The organism is Nocardia coffeae, from assembly GCF_019890715.1.
Taxonomy (GTDB): Bacteria; Actinomycetota; Actinomycetes; order Mycobacteriales; family Mycobacteriaceae; genus Nocardia; species Nocardia jiangxiensis.
Genome location: NZ_JAINZY010000002.1, coordinates 338,722 through 361,028 on the forward strand (window position 1 = coordinate 338,722; position 22,307 = coordinate 361,028).

The window sequence follows — 22,307 nt, forward strand, 5'->3', positions numbered from 1 at the left end:
CCGCAACCCACACAGCCACCGCGAAACCTGTTGCGGCACACACTGAGCCGGGTCCGCCACCGCGTTGGCGCGGGCCCGGCTCACTGGTGTGCGCGGCCGACCGTCTGTGACGGTGTGACCGCGAAACGGTCGCGGTACTGCTGGGAGAAGCGGCCGAGGTGGTAGAAACCCCACTTCGCCGCGACGTCGGTGATCGAGGACGCATTGCCAGAGGCCAATTCCAGGTGCACGCGATCCAGGCGCGCGCCGCGCAGATACGCGGTAGGCGACATGCCGACGATGTCCTGGAAACCGGCCTGCAGGGCACGCGGACTGATCCCGGCGCGCGCCGCCAGATCCGCGGTGGTGATCTCCGCCTCCGGATGGTTGTCGATGTAGTCCATGAGTTCACGGATCTTCGAGCGCCGGGTATGGGCCGGTTTGCTGTGCAACAGGGGACTGAGCTGACTGGGCACCGCCATCAGCAACTGCGTCATCAGCGCCGCTTCCAATTCCTGGCACGCGCTGGGCACGGTCGCCAGCCCACCCGGGCGGTTCAGTTCCGCGTAGAGGAAACCGGTGGTCGCTATCAGCGCCGAACCCAGTCCACCGCGCAGGTCGAAATCGACATCGAAGCGAATTCCATCGTCGACCGGGACGCCGGTGAGTTTGGCGGCGTGCGCCTCCAGCAACTCCTTGGGGATCTTGACGTGGTACTGCCACGATCCGGCACTCCAAGCCACCATCACCGGGTATCGGGGGACGAACACCGCCCCGGCCTCACCACCGGCGATGGTGCGGCGCACACCGTTCTGCGCGACCACGCTCTCGCCGGTCACCGGGAGATTCACGTGATAACAGAGCTGCATGGGCGGGCCGTGGATGGTCGCCTCGGTGCCGTAGCTCATCCGGGCGACGGTCAGTCGCGGCGCCGGTGCCAGATCGAGCTGGAAATCGAGATCGCGCGCATCCGCCAGTTGCACCTCGTGCTGGGCGAACGTCTTGGTGACCTGCTCGATGGCGGCGTCGACATCTCCGGTGTGGAAACTCAGCCGGGGGTCGGTGTGTACTTGCTCAGGCACCGTTACCTCCTCGCGACCTCAGCCTACTCGTGTGCGGCGGGCGATGACCCGGGTTGCCTCACGAACACGAGAGATAATATATTATACTGAACTGATGTTCGCGGTTGCGGAATTCCGTCAGTTCAGCCTGCACCAGGTAGGTCGGAAGCCGATAGGCGAGTGTCGCCCCTGACCCCAGCGCGCCCGCGCCGACAGGCGGATCTTCCATCCGGTACTCATCTCCCAGCGGAAATAGATCGCCTGGGCCAGCCGAGACAGCGACGGGCCAGCGAGAACGAACACTCCCGGCACGGCTGTCGCCCCGGTGGCCGGATGAGCCGACAGCAACTCGCTGCCCGCGGCAGCTATCCGGCGGCGGTTACCCGGAGCGTCGTTTCCGCGGCGGTCGGGGCCACCATCGGCTCGAGAGCGCTGGGCTGATCACGATACTTCGCTTCGTAGGCGCGGCGGACCAGGGCATTGGTGTCGGCGTCGCCGATGAGATCGAGGGTGACGTCGCATTCGACGCCGTCGGCCCGGATGCGGGCGGCGCGGTGGCGCATGGCGTTGCGATACCAGCCGCCGGCGGCGCCGTAGGCGGAGCGGATGTAGAGGTCGTCGCCGACCCGTACCACCCAGATGGGTATCCACCGGCGCAGACTGCCGTCGTCGCGGTAGCTGGTGATGTGCAGTTCCTCGGCGTCGCCGATGCGGTCGAGCTGATCGCTTGTCCAGGGCATAGCGGTACCTCCGTCGAATCCGGTGGGCTGGTTGTCAGTGCTTCGGTGCTGTGCGGGGCAGGTATGTGCGACGGGCGATTTCGCGTCTCAGTCGTCGGCCGGGCTCGGCAGCGTGGACTCGTGGTGCCGGTTGCCGGTCGCGTCGAATTCCGGCGCGGTCCAGCTCGCGAGCAACAGCAGCGCCTCCTGCGCGGGCGAATCCGGTTCCGCGGTATAAGCGATGATCGTGAGACCGGCGTCGGCCGAAATCTCGAGCGCTTCGTAGCGAAGCGTCAGGTCGCCCACCATCCGGTGATGGAAATGCTTGCTGCCGCGCCGGTGCGCGCGCACGTCGTGTGCTGCCCAGCGGGTGCGGAATTGCTCACTGCGAGTTGCCAATTCGCCGATCAGTCCGGTGACCGCGGGGGAGTAGGGCGAGCGGGCCGCCTCCACCCGCAGCAGCGCGACCGCGTCGTCGGCGGCCCGATTCCAGTCGGGGAAGGTCTGCTCGGCGTGGTCATCGAGGAAGATGAACCGCGCCAGGTTGGGCGTCGCTCCCGAGGACCGTTCGAACACGTCGCCGTAGACGGCCCGGCCCAATGCGTTGGCGGCGAGCAGGTCCAGATGCCCGTTCTGCACGACCGCGGGCGCGGTCACCATCGCGTCGAGCAGCGCCTGCACGGTATCGGGCACCGATTGGCGGGCGCTTCGGCGTCGGCGCGGTTTCGCTGTGGTCGCGCGGGCCAGATCGAACAGATGGGTGGTCTCGGCCTCGTCGAGCAGCAATGCCCTGGCGATAGCGTGCAGCACCTCGTCCGACACTCCGGCGACCCGTCCCCGCTCGACCTGGATGTAGTACTCGGTGCTCACTCCGGCCAGCCGTGCCACTTCCTCGCGCCGCAACCCGGCAACCCGGCGGCGACCCGCCGCGGGCAGCCCCACCTGTTGCGGGGTGACCTTCGCTCGCCGGGTCATCAGAAAGTCCCTGATGTCCTTCGCGATTTCCATACGCCCAGGCTAGGCGCGTTTCGGTCGAGTAAGGAGAGGCTGGCGGTACCCCCTATAAGCGCACTCTCCCTCTCGTGCGTGCAGCGGCGCAGGCTGAATACAGCGCTCGAGCCGACCGGCCGAGCGAATCAGCACAGCAAGGGAGTGACCATGGAAGCGATCACCTTCGCCAACGGCCCGATCACGATGGCCGGCAATCTGCACCTTCCGCCCGACTTCGATCCGAAGGGCGGCTACGCCGCGGTCGTCACGGTGCATCCGGGCGGCGGTGTGAAGGAGCAGACGGCCGGGCTGTACGCGAGCAAGATGGCCGAGCAGGGCTTCGTCGCCCTCGCGTTCGATGCCTCCTACCAGGGTGACAGCGGCGGTGAACCGCATTTCCTCGAGGACCCGTCGCGGCGCGTGGAAGATGTGCACGCCGCCGTGGACTACCTGCAGTCCCTCGACTATGTCGACACCGAGCGCATCGGTGTGGTCGGAATCTGTGCGGGCGGCGGCTACGGCGTCAACGCCACGATGACCGATTCGCGGATCAAGGCGATCGCCACGGTCAGCGCACTCAATATCGGCAGCGCCTGGCGCAAGGGCTGGTTCGGCACCGAGCCCGACTCGGCCGCCGTACCGGTGCGCGACGCCGCGTCCACCCAGCGCACCGCCGAAGCCGGCGGCGCCGACGCCTTCATGGCCGAGTACGTGCCGAGCACACTGGACGGCAGCGTGCCGCGTGACCTGGCCGAGGCCCACGACTACTACCTCACCCCGCGCGCCCAGCACCCCAACGCGCAGAACAAATACTCACTGGCACTGAGCATTCCGCGCATCCTCGCCTTCGACGCCTTCCACCTGGTGGAGGACCTGCTCACCCAGCCGACCCTGATCGTGGCCGGTAGCGAGGCCGGGTCGCTGTGGCACAGCACCGAACTGTATTCGCGGGCACGCGGCGAGAAGAAGCTGGTGATCGTGGAGGGCGGCGCCCACATGGACTTCTACGACGTGCCCAAGTACGTCGATCGTGCGGTCGCGGAGTTCACCCCGTTCTTCCGCGAGAAGCTGGCGGCAAATCAGAGCTGAGAGATACCCACTGGACCGATAGGTTCGGGCAGGCGGGGAAAGGGTGACGCCTCCGAATGCGCTACCACGCGTTCGGAGGCGTCACCATTCTTGTGATCGATCTGGTGACGGAGGGGCAACGATCCGGTGTGAGATATAGCCGCCGCATGCGGCCCGACCACTTGTGCGAATTGGGTTGCCCTTTGCGCGTTGGTCGGCGGAGTTCCATTGTCTGAGGCGGAGTGACCGTCGTCCCCGCGGTCCGAACCGCACGCGAGAGTGTCTGAGACGTGGTCCACATCTTGTCTCTCGTTGAACGAGAAGGCCCCTTTCGGAACCACGGGGTATGCCGGACCGTTGCGATTGTCCATCGCGACGGAATTCGTCCGCTCGCCCGGTTCGCATTTCCGCCATGCTTACGAAGGTTCAGAGGATGACTCGATACACAATCCAGAACAACGAAGACCCCATGAGCACCCTGTGCCGGATGGCCATCGAGACGCGATATCGCGACCTGCCCGACGAGGTGGTCCGCCACGCCAAACACACGCTGCTCGACTGCATGGCGGTGATGATCGGCGGTTCCGGAATGGACGGAATCCCCGAGATCGTGGAGCTCGTCAAGGAAAAGGGTGGAAAAGAGCAGACCGTCCTGCCGTTCTACGGTGGCCGCGTGCCGGCGGCGGAAGCCGCGCTCGCGATCGGTCCCATGCCGCGCGCCATGGACTGCGGTGACCTGCACGAAGAGGCCGGCCACGTGAGCGAGTACATCGTCGCCGGGCTGTTGGCCGCCACGGGTCTTCGCCCGCAGGTGACCGGCGAAGAATTTCTTGCGGCGCTCGTCGTCGGGCAGGAGATCCTCATTCGAATCGGATCGGCGTACAAGGTCATCAGCAACGCGGTGAAGTCGAACGACGCGGGCGGCCACTATGTGTTCGGTGTGGTCGCGGCTGTCGGGAAGCTGCTCGGATTCACCGCGGAACAGCTGGAAAACGCGCAGGGTATCGCTCGAACGCTGACGCAGCCGCACACGATGGGCATTTATGCTCCCGCGACCCTGATGGTTCGGGTGCACCACGGGCTTGTCTGTCAGTCCGCAATCACCGCGTGCCTGCTCGCGGCGAAGGGGATCACCGGTCCCAGGGAATCGGTTCTCACCGGTCCGAACGGTTTTCTGCGTACTGCTCGGTGGGACACCGACCCCGAAGCTCTCACGCGCGATCTCGGGGAACGATGGGAGATGACCCGGATCACCACCAAAAAGCACAGCGCGTGCTACTTCTCCCATTCATCGATCGACGGAATCATCGGGCAGATGGTGACTCACGAATTCGGGGCCTCGGATATCGCGAGCATCCATATCGAGGTCTCCACCTCCGGCTGGCGCGCGGTCTGCGAACCGACAGATAAGAAATGGAGTCCCCAGACCGTTCCGGAGTGCCAGTTCAGCCTGCCCTATGCCGTCGCCACGGCGGCATTCGACCAGAAGGTTTTCATCGACTCCTATAGCCCCGAGGCACGTCGACGTGACGATGTACGCGAACTCATGACCAGAATCACCGCGGAAGAGTTCGGTGTCGTCGCGGATTGGGGTGCCCGAGTGCACACCACGCTTCGCGATGGCCGGAAAATTACCACCGAGAACACGTACGTGAAGGGGCATCCGAACAACCCGTTCACCGAGCAGGATTTCATCGACAAGTTCCGGATGTGTGTGCCCTATTCGGTTCTTCCGGTGTCCATTGATATCTCGGAGGCGTTGATCGGATCCATCTTGGAGCTGGAATTCACGCGGGACGTAGCCAGGGAACTCTTACTTCCCCTGAGCCCTGACAGCAATTACGCCGTGTGAATCCGAAAGGTCGGAAACCGTGTTCTCGACTGTGCTCCCATCTTCTTCATCGCAACAGAACACCATGAAAGTGACGCAGTTCGCCGTCGTCATCCTCTGCATGTTTCTCAATATGCTCGATGGCTTCGACCTGTTCATTGTCGGGTTCGCCCTGCCCCATATACCGTCCGGATTCGCAACGTCGGGACAAAAAGGCCTCGTGATCAGTCTGGCACTGATCGGAATGGGAGTCGGAGCCGTCGCCCTTGCCCGGTTGGCGGACCGATTCGGACGACGCTCGACCGTGCTCGCGGGCATAGTGCTGAACATCATCGGGTTGGCCGCATCGGCGCTGGCGATCAACTATCAGATGTTGATGGCGGGACGCTTCGTCACCGGACTGGGCGTCGGAACGATCAGTGTGGTGATCGTCGTTATCGCACAGGAATCTTCGCCTCCGAGGTATCGCAACCTGTCGACCGGAATTGTCATGCTCGGGTTTCCGCTGGGCAGCACGGTGGCAGGACTCGGGGGAGCGTGGGTTCTGTCGCTCACCGGGCACGCCTGGCAATCCTTGTTCTGGTTCGGCGCCGTTCTGGGTGCCATCGGACTCGTGATCGGCTGGCTGGCGGTGCCCGAATCCGCTGCCTTCCTCGCGAAGCGCGCGGGCAATCCCGGTGACCTCACCATCGGCGCGACGGCAGCGGCAGCCAACGATCGAATCGACAGTGCGGATGCGCTCGATGACAACGACACCCGCCTTCTCGGCCGCGGGCTGCGGAGAACCACGCTGCTGCTGACAGCCGGATACGGGATGGTATCTGCGGCATACTATTTCGTCGGGACTTGGACGCCCCAGCTCATCACCGACGCCACCAACGATGCCGATGCGGGTTCTGTTGCCGGGATCGTGGTCAGTGTGGGCACTCTCGTCGGTGCCATCACATTCGCACTGCTGGGGCTGCGTTTCGCAGCTGTCCACATGGTCTGGGTGTTCCTCGTTACCGCGATGGTTTCTCTGGCGGCGTTCGCTCTGCTGCTGCCGCATCTGCTCGCATATGCCTTCGCCGGGATATTGGGCATGACGGTGTTCGCCGCCATGTCGGGATACACCGCGATGATTCCGGCCGGCTACCCGGTGCTCGCTCGGGCCAAGGGATACGGAGCAATGCTCGGCGTCGGGCGGGTCGGCGCGACGCTGGCGCCGATCATCGCGGGCTATGCGCTCGCTGCGGTCACACCGAAGACGTTGTATCTGCTCGCACTGGTTCCCCTGGGAATCACCGTGGCGACCGCACTGGCACTGCTGCGGAAGAACCGGGCTTCGGAACCCAGCAGTGCGGGCAAACTCGGCCGGCCGGGAATTCGCAAATGAGGTGGGAAAGTCATGGCTTCGGGGACGCTGGCCGGTCAGCTGCTGGTGCCCGCTCCGGTGGCGGTCATGGCTGCCCATCCCGGCAACCGGACGGTTCACTTGACTTCGGTCGCATGACGGATCCTGTGCAGCAATAAATGAATGCGGGGGTCCACGCGTCGGCTCGGGCCGAGCGCGGCGCGTGAAATCCCCCGAGCAGTCGTATGCAATGCGGGCAACAGATCCGAAGGAACACCGGTATCGAATGGGATGGTCACGGAGAGAGCAGCCATTGCCGTGCCGTCGTCGGAAAGAACCGGAACAGCAACTCCCACCGAATCATTGGTGATCCACCGCCGTGCAACAACATACGCGAGGCGTCGTGCTTCCTGAACGATTCGTGCGAGCTCGGCGCGGTCGACCACGGTGTGTTCTGTGAATCGGGTGACCTTCGCCGACTCGAGAACTTGTTCGCGTGCTCGGGGTGTCGCAAACGCGGCCAGGACGAGACCTGGTGACGACGCCAATATGGGAAGACGTACCCCCGGCTGCGTGACGTTCGTGGCGCTGGGCGGTCGCGCGGAGAGCGTTTCGATGTTCACGACGTCATTGCGATCCAGGATCGACAGCAGTGTGGGTGCGTTGACCACCGCACGCAGGTCCTCCATGTAGGGGAGGGCGCATTCGCGAAGCGAGCGGACATCCGAGGATCTGGCTACGAGGCTCCACAGGCGCATTCCCACCTTGACCTTGCGGTCGGAGTTTCGCTCGAGGATGCCGAGTTCGACGAGTTCGGTCACAATTCTGTGTGCGGAGGGGACTGGAATATTGGTCTGTCGCGCGATTTCCGACGCAGTCAGCGCTCCGCCCGTTTCCTTGAACGCCTCGAGAACCCGCACGACTCGTTCGATCATCGATTCATTGCGTGGTGTCATGACCTCGCCCATCCTGGAGAAATGCTCGGCGCCTGGATCACTGCTGGAACGCTGTGGCGCCGGGCACTCTCGCAGCGGTCCGCCGGACCAGCCGAGTCAGCGGCGCAGCCGCGCTGCCAAGTCCGCGGCAGAAGTGTCCAGCGGGGCGTTCTTGATGGTGTCGAGTAGCTCTTTTGCCCGCCGCTCGCCGAGCTCGCCGATGGCCAGGTCGCGGAACTTCTCGTCCAGCGCCTGCTCGGACATCGGGTTGGCCGCCGAGCCCACCGAGTCTTCGACGAACACGTGCTCGCGACTGCCGTCGGCGAAGGTGACAGCGATATTGCCGACCATTTTGCGGCCGTAGTCCTTGTCCAGTTCGGGCTCGGGCCGGATGGTGATCTTCTGTGCGAACTTGGCGATCTCACTCTCCGCGCCCAGGTCGAGGTCACCGTCCAGGTATGACTTATGGACCTGGTAGCCATTGCCGATGCCGAGCACGGCGAGTGAGAACTGGAACGGCAGGGCGTATTGCAGTTGCTCGATCGTTTGCGGGCTCCAGGCGTTGATGTTCTTGTTGCCGACCACTACGTCGCCACTGGGTTGGATGGCCAGCTCTACGGCCGCGATGTAGCTGACGCGGTCGGAGAAGCGACGGGCGCCATCGATGAATGCATGGTTGTAGCCGCAGGCGCAGTATGGCTTGAACAGTGGGCCGGCGATCTCGAACGGCCGGTCCAGCGCGAAGCGGTCGGTATCGGCATCGGTCAGATCCCTTGTGACGAATGTGTTGTAGAGGCCCTTGGCCCCGGACAGGAACCCGGACGGGCCGGTGATCCCGGCAGCCGCCATCTCCGCGGACCGGATTCCATTGCGGGTGCCGATTCCGGAGTGGACGCGTTTGATCGATCCTCCGGACGAGGTGTATTCAGTGGTTCCAGAGCTGTGGCTGAAAGCGATCGAGAGTGCGTGCCGGGTCGTCGCCGCGTCGAAGCCCCGCATCTTCGCGGCTACCGCGGCAGCGCCGAACGGCGAGAGCACGGCGTGCGGGTGGAAGCCGTTGGTCAGTAGCATCGGGGCGGCGAGTGTGCCGATCCGCGTGTAGATCTCGTACCCGGCGACGATCCCCTCGAGCACCTGTCGCAGGTCGGCGCCCATCTCCTCACCGATGGCGAGCGCGGTCGAGACCACGCAGCTGCCGGGGTGGCTCAGGCTCGCGCTGTGGGCGTCGTCGTACTCGAAGCTGTGCCCGAACGTGGCATTGACGAAAGCGGCGTCGGCGGCGCTGAACTTGTCTTCGGAGCCGGTGACCGAGGCGGTGCCCGGCGCATGCGATGCGCGTGTCAGGTTCAGCACGGCCTGACACCAGGGCAGCGATGAGCAGCCGATCTGCAACGCGAGCTGGTCCTCCATGAGTCGGCGGGCGCCGGTCAGCGCATCGGAGGGGATTGCTTCGAAGGCGAGCTCGGTGACCAGTACGGCGGCGGCTTCCTCGATCGTGCGGTTGGCCATGGATGTTCCTCCTGCTGATGTTGGTGCGGGATGACCCGGTCGAAGGGAGCTGTAGAAACTGCTCACACGGTCTCGGTTGCCGTCCCAGTATGGAATATATAATATTTCGTCACCGCCATGGGGTGATCCCGAGGGATGCGCGTGGCTGCGGATGTTGCTGATCTCGAAGGGGTCCGAGCTATTCGCCGCCTCTATCGGCACTGTAAATATTATATTATATTAAAGAGGCGAGAGTCTGGAGGGCACGACATGCAGCACAAGCCGCTCGATGGGATTCGGATCCTGGAGATCGGGGGTTATATATCCCTACCGTTCGCCACGTCGATCCTGTGCGCGCTGGGAGCGGAGGTGGTGAAGGTCGAGAAGCCGGTGGTCGGTGAGGACTTCCGGCGCCTGCAGAACGACGGGAGCCCCTACTTCCGTCAATACAACACAGGTAAGCGCAGCTTGTCGGTCGATTTGAAGAAGCCTGAGGGGGTCGCCCTGGTCACGGCGCTGGTGCCGCACTTCGACGTGGTGCTCGAGAATCTGCGCCCCGGCAAGCTGGCGGCGATGGGCCTGGGGCCCGAGGAGTGCCGTGCGCTGCGATCCGACATCGTCTACGGCTCGGTCACCGGCTTCGGCGGCGGCGGCCCGCTGGCCAATCGCCCGGCCTACGACACCATCGGGCATGCCTTCGGTGGGCTGTACTCCCTGTTCGGCGATGCCGGGCATCCGCAGCTGGCCGGCGGGCTGAGCGCCGATCTGGTCACCGGCCTCAGCACGGCTACCGGCGTGCTGGCCGCCCTGGTGGGCCGGTTGAAGACGGGCGCACCGCAGCGTGTGGAGACCTCGATCATGGAAGCGGTCAGCTGCCTGACCACCGACGGCATCACCCAGTCCTTCGAATTGGGCGCCGATCCGAGCCGGCAGAGCCGCCATCCGCAGGCGCAGAACTTCTGTGTCCAGACCGCCTCCGGGGAATTCCTGGCGATCCACCTGTCGTCCTCGCAGAAGTTCTGGCGTGCGTTGTGCACCGCCATGGACCGCCTCGATCTCGCCGAGGATCCGCGCTTCGCCGAATACCGGCCGCGCGAGGCCAACTATTTCGAACTCGCTCCGATCGTCGCCGCGGAATTCGACCGCAAGCCGGTCGAGCACTGGGAACAGGCCCTGACCGCGGCCGATGTGCCCTTCGCGCCGGTGCTGTCGATGACCGGATATCTCGAACACGAACAGGTCGAGTGGTTGGAGCTGGTCGAACGGCAATCCGACGGGCTCGCGCTGATGCGCCCGCCGTGGAAATTCGACGGTGAACGCCCGGATCGGCCGGGGACCGCGCCCAGGGTCGGCGCGCACAGCCGTGCTGTCGCCGCCGAGGTGTATTCGCCCGAGCGGATCGAGGAACTGGTCGAGGCCGAGGTGCTCTACGCCGAGGGGTGATCCCCGCGTCGAAACATATTGTCTTCCAACAACAGTAAGTGAGTATGTATGTCGAGCGAGGACCTGATGACCGATGCCTCGGCGGAGCTGGAGAAACTGCTGGACACGCGGTGGAGTTGCCGCGCCTACGAGTCGCGCCGAGTCCCCAAGGCCGATATCGAGCGGCTGTTCACGCTCGCACAGCGCTCGGCGTCGTGGTGCAACACTCAGCCCTGGCAGGCCGTCGTGACCTCCGGCGCGGCCACCGACCGCTTCCGCGAGGCGCTGAGTGAGCATGCGCGCCAACAGAATTCGCCTGAATTCGATTTCGAGGCGCCCGTGCAGTATCGCGGGGTGTATCGCGAGCGCCGCCGGGCCAGCGGCTGGCAGCTGTACGAGGCGGTCGGAGTCCAGCGTGGCGACCGCGAAGCCTCGGCGCGGCAGGCGTTCGAGAACTTCCGCCTCTTCGGCGCCCCGCACGTCGCGATCATCACCACCGACACGGAACAGAGTGTCTACGGCGCCGTCGACACCGGCTTGTACGTCGGTACCCTTCTGCTCGCCGCGCACAGCATGGGTATCGCCACGATCGCGCAGGCGGCGCTGGCGGGGCATTCCCCGTTCATCCGCGACTACTTCGCCATTCCCGACGATCGCAAGATCGTCGTCGGCGTCTCCTTCGGCTACCCCGATCTCGATCACCCCGCCAACAGCTATCGCACAGCTCGGGCTCCGCTGAACGAGGTCGTCAGCTGGCGGGAGTAGCAGGCCCGGCGGATGCCGGACAGGTCCAGCTGTCCGGCGCGTGACAATATAATATATAATGTTGTAAGCTGGGTTCGACCGCGGGGAACCGGGGATGCACCCTCATCGAATCGAAAGGACTCGTCATGGCCGGCCTCTACTTCGAGGAGTTCGAACCCGGAACCGTCATCGAGCACGCGACGCGGCGGACGGTGACCGAGACCGACAACGTCCTGTTCAGCACGCTGACCCTCAATGTCGCGCCGTTGCATCTGGACGCCGAGTACTCCAAGAACTCCATTCACGGGCAGCGCTTGGTCAACAGCCTGTTCATTCTCGGACTGGTCTCCGGCATCACGGTTCCCGACACCACGCTGGGCACCACCCTGGGCAACCTCGGATTCCAGGAGGTGAAGTTCCCGGCGCCGGTGTTCCACGGGGACACCATCCGGGTGCGGACCGAGATCGTGAGCAAGCGGGAATCCAAGAGCCGCAACGATTCCGGCATCGTCAACTTCCGGCACCAGGGCATCAATCAGCGCGATGAGGTGGTCTGCGACTGCCTGCGCGCCGGTCTGATGCTCAAGCGCTCTGCCGCGACGGAGCCCGCGACCGCGTCCTGACACCGAAGACCAGTCGCGCCGAGAAAGGATGTGCCCGATGCGAGGACCAGGTCCCGCCGATACGCCCCAACCGTCGGTATGGATGCCCACCGACGACGTGCGTGCCCGTAGCCGCCTGCTGACGGCGATGGCGAAATGGGGTTACAGCAGCCTCGCCCAGTTGCACCGGACGTCGGTCGACGATCCGGAATGGTTCTGGCGCGCCGCGATCGAGGATCTCGGCATCGAATTCGCCGAGCCCTTCGAACGGGTCCTCGACGACAGTGACGGCACGCCTTTTCCGCGGTGGTTTCCGGGCGGTCGACTCAACCTGGCCACCCTGTGCGCCCATCGGCACGCCGCCGGCCCGATCGCGGACAAGACCGCAGTGGTCTACGAGGGTGACAACGGCTCCCGGCGTACGCTGACCTACGCCGAACTCGACGAGCAGGTGCGCCGATTCGCGGCCAACCTTGCCGCACTGGGCGTTTCGCGAGGCGACCGGGTGGTGCTGTTCGCGCCCGTCGTGCCCGAAACCATCGTCGCCTTCCTGTCCTGCGCGATGATCGGCGTCATCTCGGTACCGGCCTTCACCGGATACGGCCCCGAAGCCCTCGCCGCCCGATTGCAAGACTCCGAAGCGGTCCTGCTGATCACCGCCGACGCAACGACGCGCCGCGGAAAAGTGGTGCCGCTCAAAGAGACTGCCGACGAAGCCCTGCAGTCGGCCCCGTCCGTCCGCCACAGCGTGGTGGTCCGTCATCTCGACAATGGCGTCGAGATGCGCGACGGACGGGACATCTACTGGGACGAACTGCCGGACAACCCGGAACCGGTGCGGACGGTGCCGGTCGAATCCAATGATCCGCTCACCATCGTCTACACCTCCGGAACCACCGGACGTCCCAAGGGCATCGTGCATTCGCACGCCGGATTCGCGGTGAAAACCGCCGTCGACTTCGGCTACAGCTTCGACGTGCACGACGACGACGTCATCGCCTGGATCTCGGATATGGGCTGGCTCGTCGGGCCGATGCTGATCGCGGGTGGTCTGCAACTCGGCGCCACGGTCGTGTTCACCGAGGGCGTGCCCGATCATCCCACGCCCACGAGGATGTGGGAGATCATCGATCGCAACGGCGTCACCGTGCAGGGTGTGGCGCCCACCGCGATGCGGCTGGTCATGGCGCGCACCGACGGCGCTCCCGCCGGACTGGGCACGCTACGAACCTTCGTGTCCACCGGTGAGGCATGGGACGAGCCGACCTGGCGCTGGCTGTTCGACGTCGTCGGCGGTGCGAAGCGGCCGATCGTGAACTTCAGCGGCGGCACCGAGGTGGGTGGTGGCCTGTTGGTCGCCTATCCGTTCCTGCCCATCGACCCGGCCTCGTTCAACGCGCCGCTGATCGGCGCGGATGTGGCGGTGCTGGACGGGGACGGGAAACCGGTGATCGGCGAAGTCGGCGAACTCGCCGTCCTCGACACCTTCCCCGGTATGACGCACGCGTTCTGGCAGGACCGCGAACGTTATCTCGAAACCTATTGGAGCCATTGGGAAGACGTGTGGGTGCACGGCGACCTGGCCGCGGTCGACGAGCACGGAGTGTGGCATATCCACGGCCGCTCCGACGACACCATCAAGGTCTCCGGCCGCCGCGTCGGCCCCGCCGAGATCGAGGCGGCATTGTTGAAGGATCGTCGCATCGTCGAGGCGGCTGTCATCGGCGAACCCGATCCGCAACGGGGACAACGGGTTGTCGCCTTCGTGGTGATCCGCGACGACATCGACCACGAGGATCTGAAGACCACCGCCGTCCACAACATCGGCCGCTCGTTCGCGCCGAGTCTGCATGTGGTGCAGGCACTTCCGAAGACCAAGAACGGCAAGATCATGCGCCGCGCCATCCGCTCGCGCTATCTGGGCCTCTCGCAAGGGGATCTGTCGTCCCTGGATCCCGCCACGCCCATCGACGGCATCCCGACCCGATCAGGAGATCAACAGTGACACTCACCGACGCAGGCGATCTGGAACTGGTTCGCCAGAACACGCGCGAACTGGCCCGCAAGTTCGGCTACGACTACTGGCGCGAGAAGGACAAGAAAGGCGAATACCCCTGGGAGTTCGTCAAGGCCTTCGCCGCGGCCGGGTGGCTGGGTGTGATGATCCCCGAGGAGTACGGCGGTCTGGGGCTGGGCCTGACCGAGGCCGGGATCATGCTGCAGGAGGTGGCCGCGTCCGGCGCGGGTATGAGCGGTGGTTCGGCCATCCACTTCTACGTCTTCCCGCCGGCGCCGATCCTGCGCTACGGCTCGGAGGAGATGAAGCGCGAATGGCTGCCGAAGCTGGCCTCCGGTGAGATCCTGATGGCCTTCGCCATCACCGAACCGACTGCGGGCGTGGATACTTCGCGCATCCGCACCAAGGCCACCAAGACCGAGGGCGGCTGGGTGATCAACGGGCAGAAGGTGTTCATCACCAACGCCCAGAACGCACACAAGATCCTCATCGTGGCGCGCACCTCGCCGCGCGATGAGAACAAGCCGCTCGACGGGATGACCCTGTTCTTCACCGATCTGGATCGCAGCAAGATCACCGTGCGTGAGATCGAGAAGCTGGGCCGCTCGGCGATCGACTCCAACGAGTTGTTCATCGACAACCTCGAGGTTCGCGACGACGAGGTGATCGGCGAGGTCGGCAAGGGTTTCAAGTACCTGATCGACGGGCTGAACCCCGAGCGCATCGTGGTCGGCCTGGAAGGCGTCGGTCTGGGCCGCGCCGGACTGGAGCTGGCCACCCAGTACGCCAAGGACCGGGTCGTATTCGACCGGCCGATCGGCAAGAACCAGGCGGTCGCGCATCCGCTGGCCGACTCCTGGATCCGGCTCGAGGCCGCCGAACGGGTCTGCATGCACGCCGCCGAACTGTTCGAGGCGCGCAAGTCGTGCGGAAAGGAAGCGGCGGCCGCGAAATACCTTGGCGCCGAAGCCGGTTTCGAGGCGTGCGATCGCGCGTTGTCGACCTTCGGCGGGTACGCCTACTCGAAGGAATACCACGTCGAACGACTGTGGCGTGAGGTTCGCCTGCTGCGCAATGCGCCGTTCTCGCAGGAGATGGTGCGCAACTACATCTCGCAGCAGGTGCTGGGACTCCCGAGGTCCTACTGATCACCCTTTTGCAGGGGATCTCGGGCACGACGCCGGCCGCCGTCAGTCACAGGTCGCGGCCGGCGTCGTCTTCCAACGAAACAGGAGTGTGGTGATGAGCGGACCGCTGAGGGGAGTGCGGGTGCTGGTCCTGGCCGGGATGGGCCCGGTGCCCTTCGTCGGAATGTTGCTGGCGGATATGGGCGCTCAGGTGGTTAGGGTGGTGCGTCCGCCGCACCGGTCGGCTCGCGCATTGAGCCAAACCGACGGGCTGCGTGCGGAATTCGACGTGGTGAACCGCGGCGGCGATGCGATAGCGGTGGATCTGAAGGATCCCGAGGGCATCGAGAATGTGCTGCGGCTGGTCGCGGGCGCGGATGTCTTCATCGAAGGCTATCGGCCCGGTGTGGCCGAAAGGCTCGGTCTCGGACCGGATGTCGTGCTCGCGCGGAATCCGGAGATCGTCTACACGCACCTGACCGGATACGGTCAGAGCGGCCCGCTCGCCACCGAGGCCGGGCACGACATCAACTATGTCGCGCAAACCGGTGCGCTGCACGCGATGGCGCGGGCGGGGGAGGCGCCGCGCCCGCCGATCAATCTGCTCGGTGATTACGCCGGTGGTGCGGCGATCGGCGCCTTCGGCATCGTCTGCGCGCTGCTCGAGGCGTGGAAGTCCGGGCGCGGTCAGGTCGTCGACGCGGCCATGATCGACGGCGTGGCGCTGCTGACGGCGAAACTGCAGGGCTTGCGCGCGACCGGGCTCTACTCCGACGAGCCCGGTACCAACTACCTGGATTCCGGTGCGCCGTTCTACGACACCTACCGCTGTGCGGACGGGCATTACATCGCGGTCGGCGCGCTCGAGCCCGATTTCTATGCCGAATTCCTGTCCCGGCTGGGCGTCGACACCCGCCAGTGGCCCGATCAGGATGATCGCGACAGTTGGCCGCGGCTGCGCGAATTGATCGCCGCCGCGGTCGCGACCCGGACCCGCGCGGAATGGGCCGGAATCTTTGAGGGCACCGACGCTTGTGTCACTCCGGTGCTGAGTTTCGACGAGGCGGCCGACGATCCGCACAATGCCGGGCGTGAGCTGTTCCAGCGGGTCGGCGGCGTGCTGCAGCCTGCCCCGGCACCGCGGTTGAGCCGCACGCCCGCCCGCGCGCCCTCGGTACCGCGTACGCAGCACCTCGAGGTGGCCGAGCTGATCGCCGCATGGACCGTTTCGGATAACGCATGCGACGGTGAACCCGTTGTCGCACAGGCATACTCGGAGGAAAATCTATGACAGCCCCGTTGGCCGGGATCACCGTCGTCGGATTGGAACAGGCCATCTCCGCGCCGCTGTGCACACGCCATCTCGCGGATCTCGGCGCTCGGGTGATCAAGGTCGAACAGCCGGGTTTCGGCGATTCGACGCGGCATTACGACCGGGTCGTCAAGGGGATGGCGGCCCACTTCGTGTGGCTCAATCACGGTAAGGAATCCGCGGCGCTCGATCTGACCGCAGCCGCGGATCTCGAGGTGTTCACCGGTCTGCTCGAACAGGCCGATGTGCTGGTGTCCAATCTGGGCCCGGGAGCTTTGGGCCGCCTCGGATTCGAGCCCGAGCAACTGCTCGAACGCTATCCGCGGCTGATCGTGGTCGATATCTCCGGGTACGGCCGCGGCGGGCCGCTGGACCATAAGCGTGCCTACGACCTGCTGGTCCAGGCCGAGGGCGGTTCGTGCTCCATCACCGGGACACCCGGCGCCCCCGCCAAACCCGGAATTCCGGTCGCCGATGTCGGGACCGCGCTCTACGCCTATTCCGCTGTCCTCGCCGCGCTCTACAGCCGTGAGCGCACCGGGCAAGGCGCGCTGATTCCCGTCGCGATGCTCGATGTGGTCGCCGAGATGATGGGTTTCGCGCTGAACCAGGTGATCCATGCCGGTACCGAACCCGAGCCCGTCGGCATGGGTTCGCCGATGATCGCTCCTTACGGCGCCTACCCGACCGCAGACGGGCAGACTGCCGTGCTCGGCACCACCAGCGATCGCGAATGGCGCCGTCTCACAACGGATCTGCTCGAGCGGCCCGATCTGGCGGAGGAACCGCGATACCGGCACAACCACGATCGAGTCGCTCATCGCGACGAATTGGACGAGATCGTCGGCGGGTGGTGCGCGCAGCGGGATCTGGCCGATATTCAGCGTCGGGCCGACGCGGCCGGGATCGGGAACGCTCAGCTGAACGGGGTGCGGGAGCTGGCCGAACATCCGCAACTGGCCGAGCGGAATCGCTGGCGGGAGGTCGATTCACCGGCCGGACCGCTGCCCGCGCTGTTGCCGCCCGCACTGGCGCGGGACTGGTCGGCACGGGCGGGCAGCGTGCCGGAACTCGGGGCCGATACCGATGCCATCCGCGAGGAATTCGGCGTTACCCGGTGAGCTGCCGGACCTGTCCCTCCGGAAAGTATGAGGCATAATGCATGAAAGTGCCGATCGGAAAGGACCGAGTTCATGGAACCGACGTCGCGGAGTCTGCCGCGCAGCTCGAACTCCCAGCGTCAGCAGCTGTCCGAGGACGTCGCGAGCTATGTCCGTGAGCTGATCATCTCGGGTCGGGTCCGGCCCGGCGATTTCCTGCGCACCGAACCGATCGCGGAAGCGGTCGGGGTCAGCAACACTCCCGTGCGCGAGGGTTTGCTGCTGCTGAGCGGTGAGGGTTTCGTCGAACTCGTCCCGCGTCGCGGTTTCATGGTGTCGGCGTTCAGCCGCCAGGACGTACGCGACATCTTCTGGGCTCAGGCCACTCTGGCGGGCGAATTGGCCGGGCGCGCGGCGAAATTGATCACGCCCGTCCAGCTCGACCATCTCGCCGACATCAACGCTCGCCACGCCGAGGCTTTCGCGTCCGGTAACAATCCCGACCTGGTGGTCCAGCTCGGCCACGACTTCCATCGCACCATCAATCTGGCAGCCGACTCCCGTCGCCTCGCGATGCTGCTGCGCTCGATCGTGCGTCAATTGCCCAACCGCTTCTACAACGACATCGAAGGCCACAGCGCCGATACGTTGAAACAACACCCCGCGATCCTCGAGGGATTGCAGAAGCGCCGTGGGAAAGCGGTCAACACCCTGATGCGCGACCACATCATGGAGGGCGCCGACGAGTTGGTCGCCATGCTGGAGGCGCAGGGGTTGTGGTCGCAGGAAGAGAAGAAGTCCACCGCGTAGCTTCTCGGAGGCTGTCGGCTGATTGACTCGACGGATGAGTCTTTCCGCGCGCCTCGAACAACTCGGGCTTCCGCATGTCCGGCAACAGCTTGCGCATCCCACCGTGGCCGGGATCGCCCGTGGTGATCTGCCGGAGCGAACCTTCCGGTCGTGGCTCGAGCAGGATTATCTGTTCCTGCTCGACTATGTCCGGGTCTTCGCGCGACTGGCCTGGCAGGCGCCGGCGACTCATCTGGGCGACCTCGTGGATCTGGCACACGTGACCTATCACGACGAGCTGTCCTTGCATCGCTCGCTGGCCGCCGAATTCGGGGCCGATCTCGACGGCGCGACCAAAGGCGAGACGTGCGCGAGGTATTCGGCGTTCGTGCTGGATTCGGCGTCGTCCTACGCCGACGGCCTGGCCGCCCTGTACCCGTGTATGTGGGGCTACTCGACACTCGGTGCGATCCTGTCGCGGACCCTGCCGGCCGAGCCGCGTTATCGGCGATGGATCGAGACCTACGCCGATCCCGAATTCGCCGCATCGACTCGGCGCTGCGCTCGGATGCTCGACGAGGCCGCCGTCGACCCGGCCCGCGCCGAACATCTTTTCCTGCGAGGTCTCCGGTTCGAGCTCGAGTTCTGGGATGTTCCGGCTTGATGCGGAACAAGACCCCATCTCGGTCGACGATCATGCTGTCCACCGATTCGCGAGATCGCGGCGACGAGTCCAGCGGAATTCCATTCGTTCGCCCGGCGTCATTCCGCCCCAAATCCCGTGCGGCTCATGTGAAGTGAGAGCATGCTCGCGGCAGCGGGTCAGCACTGGGCAGCGCGCGCACACGCGTTTGGCGGGCTCGGGTGCGTCGTCGGTGTAGAAGATGTTCACGTCGCAGGTGCGGCAGGCGGCGTGTAGTTGCCAGTCCCAGGCCTCGGTGCGCGGCGGCGGGAGGTCGAGGCGTTTCTCGCGTGGCACCGGTGGTCCTTCAGTGTTGGCGCAGCGCGTAGCGGCCGACGGTGCGGTGAGAATTGGCCAGGGCGGACGCGGTGACGGTGCCCAGGACGCCCCGGCGATCGAAGACGACCGCGGTGCCGACCGCCAGGCCGTGCTGCTCCACGCGTTCGGTGAGTGCCAGGCCCAGGTCGGTCGATTCGGGCAGCCGCGCGATGGCCAGCGTGAGGTCGGGATTGATGAATTCCAAGCCCGCGCTGCCGAGGTTGGAGATCAGGTTCGTCACATCGGCGACCGAGGCGGCCAGCTGAAAAGGTGTCAAGATTTCGCCCTCCACGACCGGAATCGGGAAGTGCCAGATCTGTTTCCGTGCGCTGCGCTGGAAGCCGTCGGTCCATTCGCCCCAGCCGTGGTCGGGATCGAAGTACAGGCGCTCTCGGTCCTTCGGCGGTGCGGGGACCTCGGGTGGGGTGGGGGAGGCGCCGCCCGACCAGACCGTCCCGTCCGGTGTCGCACTCGGCCGCAGATACAGTCCGCTCGCCCGGGCGACCGGCTGCCCGTTCTGGCTCAGTACCGCATCGATCAGGCACAGCCGCGGTCCGTCGCGCACGACGGTCGCCGAGGTCACCGAGGGCTCCATTTTCGCAGGCCGGAACATGTCCAGGGTCCATCGCACCGGCTGTAGGTCGTGTCGGCCGAGGGTGTCGATGGTTCGCTCGGTTTCGCGCGCCAGCGCGCCGCTGACGGCCAGGCCCCGCATGTGCGCGGTGCCCCACCCGCTGGCGGCGCACGGTTCGGGATGTAATTCCTCGGTCTCGGCGTATTTCATCCGGAAGAATGCGCGATCCATTCGCGATACTCCCTTCCTCCTCGAAAACCGTTGCGGTGCAGCGGTTCTGTGCTGTTCGTCGGCCGGTCGCCGCCGAATCGGCGCTACCGGCCGCCGGAGGTCCCCGATCCGGGCGGCGATGTCCGGGCCGGGGTGCCACAGTCCTACAGTACTTAATATATAATGTTTGTATTGAAGTCGGTATCCCGTGGTTACGGAAGGATGGATATGAGTCGCTACGCGCGCTTCGAACACCTGCGAGTGGACGGGCCCGATGACGCCGGAGTCGCCGAACTGATTTTCGACGCTCCCAATCTGAATGCGGTCAGCGAGGGCGCGCACGCGGATCTGGCCGAGATCTGGCGCGAATTCGACGCCGATCCCGAGGTCAAGGCCGTGATCATCCGCGGGGAGGGGAAGGGGCTGTCCGCCGGCGGTGCGTTCTCGATGGTCGAGCGGATGCGCGACGACTACGAGGTGCGCACGCGGGTGATGCGGGAGGCGCGGGATCTGGTCTACAACGTTCTCGATTGCGGCAAGCCGATCGTCTCCGCGATCCACGGGCCGGCTGTCGGCGCCGGGCTCGTCGCCGCTGTGCTGGCCGATGTCTCGGTAACCACGAAGACCGCGAAGATCATCGACGGGCACACCCGCCTCGGTGTCGCCGCCGGCGACCACGCCGCGATCTGCTGGCCGCTGCTGTGCGGGATGGCAAAGGCCAAGTACTACCTGATGACCTGCCGCCCGCTCACCGGCGAGGAGGCCGAGCGCATCGGCCTGGTTTCGCTGTGTGTCGATCAGGATTCCGACCTGCTGCCGACCGCGCGCGAGGTGGCCCGCGAACTGGCCGCCGGTGCGCCCACCGCGATCCGCTGGACGAAGCAGTCGCTGAACAACTGGTACCGGCAGGTCGCCGGCTCCATATTCGATGCCTCGCTGGCGCTGGAGTTCTACGGCTTCGGCGGCCCGGAGGTGCGTGAGGGTCTGGCCTCGCATCTCGAACGCCGCAGCCCCCGGTTTTGAGCACACCCGAACAAGGAGAAGATCTGTGAAGCCGTATCGCTCGATGCTGTTCGTGCCCGGGCACAAACCGACCTGGGCGGAGAAGGCGGTCGCCGCTGGAACCGACGCGCTGATCCTCGATCTGGAGGATTCGGTACCGGCCGCCGACAAGGCCGCCGCCCGCGTCACCGTACGGGAGACCCTCGGGCGGCTGCGCGAGCAGAATGTGCGGCCCGATGTGTGGGTGCGGCCGAACAGTTACGACAGCGGGCATTTCGGCGCCGACGCCGAAGCCGTGATCGTGCCGGGTGTGGCCGGGCTGTTCCTGCCGAAGGTGTACAACGTCGAGGAGGTGCGCCGCATCGACGCGGTGGTCTCCCACATCGAGGAACGCGAAGGGCTCGAGCCGGGTTCGGTCGGGCTGATCATCAGCTTCGAGACCGCGGTCTCGGTGGCGCACTGCGAGGAGATCGCGGCCGCGTGCCCGCGGGTGTGGAGCCTGCTGGGCGCGACCGGGCCGAATGCCGACGTGGGTCGCGAACTGGGCTTCGAATTCACCCCCGAGGGGCTGGAAACGCTGTACCAGCGCAGCCGGATCATCGTCGCGGCGCGGGCGGCGGGACAAACCCATCCGGTGACCGGTGTGTGGCAGGACATCAAGGATCTGGACGGGTTCCGGCGTTTTGCGGACGATTCGCGGCGGTTGGGTTTCCGGGGCATGGTGTGCATCCACCCCTCGCACATCGCTGTCTCCAACGAGGTTTTCACCCCGTCGCAGGAGTCCGTCGACTACTACCGCCGCATGATTTCCGCATTCCGCGATGCGGAGGCCGCGGGCAGCGGTGCGGTCGATTTCGAAGGTGTGCACATCGACTTGGCCCATGTGAAGACCGCCGAGGCGGTCATCGAACTGGCCGACGCGATCGGCGTCTAGCGGATCAGATTAATGGGTTCGACGCCACCGGCTCCGGAAGATCAGTTCCCGGAGCCGGTGGCGCATGTGC

21 protein-coding genes are annotated in these 22,307 nt (G+C 65.5%); 14 read left to right on the forward strand and 7 right to left on the reverse strand.

Going from position 1 to position 22,307, the window contains the following annotated elements; genetic code table 11:
* Nucleotides 1-80 precede the first annotated feature (80 nt).
* From K7711_RS10655 to K7711_RS10665, 3 genes are all read right to left on the reverse strand, one after another.
* On the reverse strand, nt 81-1,061 hold the full coding sequence (locus tag K7711_RS10655; protein WP_222967693.1) for an AraC family transcriptional regulator: 981 nt from the start codon (nt 1,059-1,061) through the stop codon (nt 81-83).
* A gap of 344 nt (nt 1,062-1,405) precedes the next feature.
* On the reverse strand, nt 1,406-1,780 hold the full coding sequence (locus K7711_RS10660) for a DUF2255 family protein (RefSeq protein WP_222967694.1): 375 nt from the start codon (nt 1,778-1,780) through the stop codon (nt 1,406-1,408).
* Between the two features lie 87 nt (nt 1,781-1,867).
* Nucleotides 1,868-2,767, reverse strand: a complete 900-nt coding sequence (locus K7711_RS10665) for a helix-turn-helix domain-containing protein (RefSeq protein ID WP_222967702.1) — start codon at nt 2,765-2,767, stop codon at nt 1,868-1,870.
* 150 nt (nt 2,768-2,917) lie between these two features.
* Here K7711_RS10665 and K7711_RS10670 point away from each other — a divergent pair, with 150 nt between their 5' ends.
* From K7711_RS10670 to K7711_RS10680, 3 genes are all read left to right on the forward strand, one after another.
* Nucleotides 2,918-3,838 (forward strand): alpha/beta hydrolase, encoded by a 921-nt coding sequence (locus K7711_RS10670; protein ID WP_222967704.1) that lies wholly within the window; start codon nt 2,918-2,920, stop codon nt 3,836-3,838.
* Between the two features lie 412 nt (nt 3,839-4,250).
* On the forward strand, nt 4,251-5,669 hold the full coding sequence (locus K7711_RS10675) for an MmgE/PrpD family protein (RefSeq protein ID WP_222967706.1): 1,419 nt from the start codon (nt 4,251-4,253) through the stop codon (nt 5,667-5,669).
* A 112-nt stretch (nt 5,670-5,781) separates the two neighbouring features.
* Entirely contained in the window at nt 5,782-7,023 is a 1,242-nt protein-coding gene (locus tag K7711_RS10680; RefSeq protein WP_235747087.1) for an MFS transporter, read from the forward strand.
* A 95-nt stretch (nt 7,024-7,118) separates the two neighbouring features.
* Here the strand turns inward: K7711_RS10680 and K7711_RS10685 are convergent, their stop codons facing one another.
* Complete coding sequence (locus K7711_RS10685) at nt 7,119-7,949, reverse strand: IclR family transcriptional regulator (protein WP_235747000.1); 831 nt, start codon at nt 7,947-7,949, stop codon at nt 7,119-7,121.
* A gap of 84 nt (nt 7,950-8,033) precedes the next feature.
* Entirely contained in the window at nt 8,034-9,626 is a 1,593-nt protein-coding gene (locus K7711_RS10690) for an MmgE/PrpD family protein (RefSeq protein WP_308014626.1), read from the reverse strand.
* Nucleotides 9,627-9,674: 48 nt separating this feature from the next.
* Here K7711_RS10690 and K7711_RS10695 point away from each other — a divergent pair, with 48 nt between their 5' ends.
* The 9 genes from K7711_RS10695 (at nt 9,675) to K7711_RS10735 (ending at nt 19,181) form a co-directional block, all read left to right on the forward strand.
* Nucleotides 9,675-10,847, forward strand: a complete 1,173-nt coding sequence (locus tag K7711_RS10695) for a CaiB/BaiF CoA transferase family protein (RefSeq protein WP_222967708.1) — start codon at nt 9,675-9,677, stop codon at nt 10,845-10,847.
* Between the two features lie 48 nt (nt 10,848-10,895).
* On the forward strand, nt 10,896-11,591 hold the full coding sequence (locus K7711_RS10700) for a nitroreductase (protein ID WP_222967710.1): 696 nt from the start codon (nt 10,896-10,898) through the stop codon (nt 11,589-11,591).
* 125 nt (nt 11,592-11,716) lie between these two features.
* Nucleotides 11,717-12,193: a MaoC family dehydratase gene (locus tag K7711_RS10705; protein WP_222967712.1), complete on the forward strand. Its 477-nt coding sequence runs from the start codon at nt 11,717-11,719 to the stop codon at nt 12,191-12,193.
* Between the two features lie 37 nt (nt 12,194-12,230).
* Complete coding sequence (locus tag K7711_RS10710; RefSeq protein ID WP_222967720.1) at nt 12,231-14,177, forward strand: AMP-binding protein; 1,947 nt, start codon at nt 12,231-12,233, stop codon at nt 14,175-14,177.
* Complete coding sequence (locus tag K7711_RS10715; protein ID WP_222967722.1) at nt 14,174-15,337, forward strand: acyl-CoA dehydrogenase family protein; 1,164 nt, start codon at nt 14,174-14,176, stop codon at nt 15,335-15,337. The genes K7711_RS10710 and K7711_RS10715 overlap by 4 nt, the downstream gene beginning before the upstream one ends.
* Before the next feature lie 94 nt (nt 15,338-15,431).
* A complete protein-coding gene (locus tag K7711_RS10720; RefSeq protein WP_222967724.1) occupies nt 15,432-16,607 on the forward strand; it encodes a CaiB/BaiF CoA transferase family protein in 1,176 nt (391 codons plus the stop codon).
* On the forward strand, nt 16,604-17,749 hold the full coding sequence (locus tag K7711_RS10725) for a CaiB/BaiF CoA transferase family protein (protein ID WP_222967726.1): 1,146 nt from the start codon (nt 16,604-16,606) through the stop codon (nt 17,747-17,749). Before K7711_RS10720 ends, K7711_RS10725 begins: the two co-directional genes overlap by 4 nt.
* Nucleotides 17,750-17,821: 72 nt before the next feature.
* Entirely contained in the window at nt 17,822-18,538 is a 717-nt protein-coding gene (locus tag K7711_RS10730) for a GntR family transcriptional regulator (RefSeq protein WP_222967734.1), read from the forward strand.
* Between the two features lie 34 nt (nt 18,539-18,572).
* Nucleotides 18,573-19,181 (forward strand): TenA family protein, encoded by a 609-nt coding sequence (locus tag K7711_RS10735; protein ID WP_222967736.1) that lies wholly within the window; start codon nt 18,573-18,575, stop codon nt 19,179-19,181.
* A gap of 30 nt (nt 19,182-19,211) precedes the next feature.
* Here K7711_RS10735 and K7711_RS47470 read toward each other — a convergent pair whose 3' ends face one another.
* Nucleotides 19,212-19,496, reverse strand: coding sequence for a WhiB family transcriptional regulator (locus K7711_RS47470; RefSeq protein WP_222967738.1), 285 nt, complete (start codon nt 19,494-19,496; stop codon nt 19,212-19,214).
* A gap of 10 nt (nt 19,497-19,506) precedes the next feature.
* A complete protein-coding gene (locus K7711_RS10745) occupies nt 19,507-20,322 on the reverse strand; it encodes an acyl-CoA thioesterase domain-containing protein (RefSeq protein ID WP_222967740.1) in 816 nt (271 codons plus the stop codon).
* Between the two features lie 207 nt (nt 20,323-20,529).
* On the opposite strand from K7711_RS10745, the gene K7711_RS10750 reads away from it, so the two are divergent.
* Together K7711_RS10750 and K7711_RS10755 are read left to right on the forward strand one after the other, a co-directional pair.
* On the forward strand, nt 20,530-21,324 hold the full coding sequence (locus K7711_RS10750; RefSeq protein ID WP_372460121.1) for an enoyl-CoA hydratase/isomerase family protein: 795 nt from the start codon (nt 20,530-20,532) through the stop codon (nt 21,322-21,324).
* Between the two features lie 25 nt (nt 21,325-21,349).
* On the forward strand, nt 21,350-22,237 hold the full coding sequence (locus tag K7711_RS10755) for an HpcH/HpaI aldolase/citrate lyase family protein (protein WP_222967742.1): 888 nt from the start codon (nt 21,350-21,352) through the stop codon (nt 22,235-22,237).
* Nucleotides 22,238-22,307 lie beyond the last annotated feature (70 nt).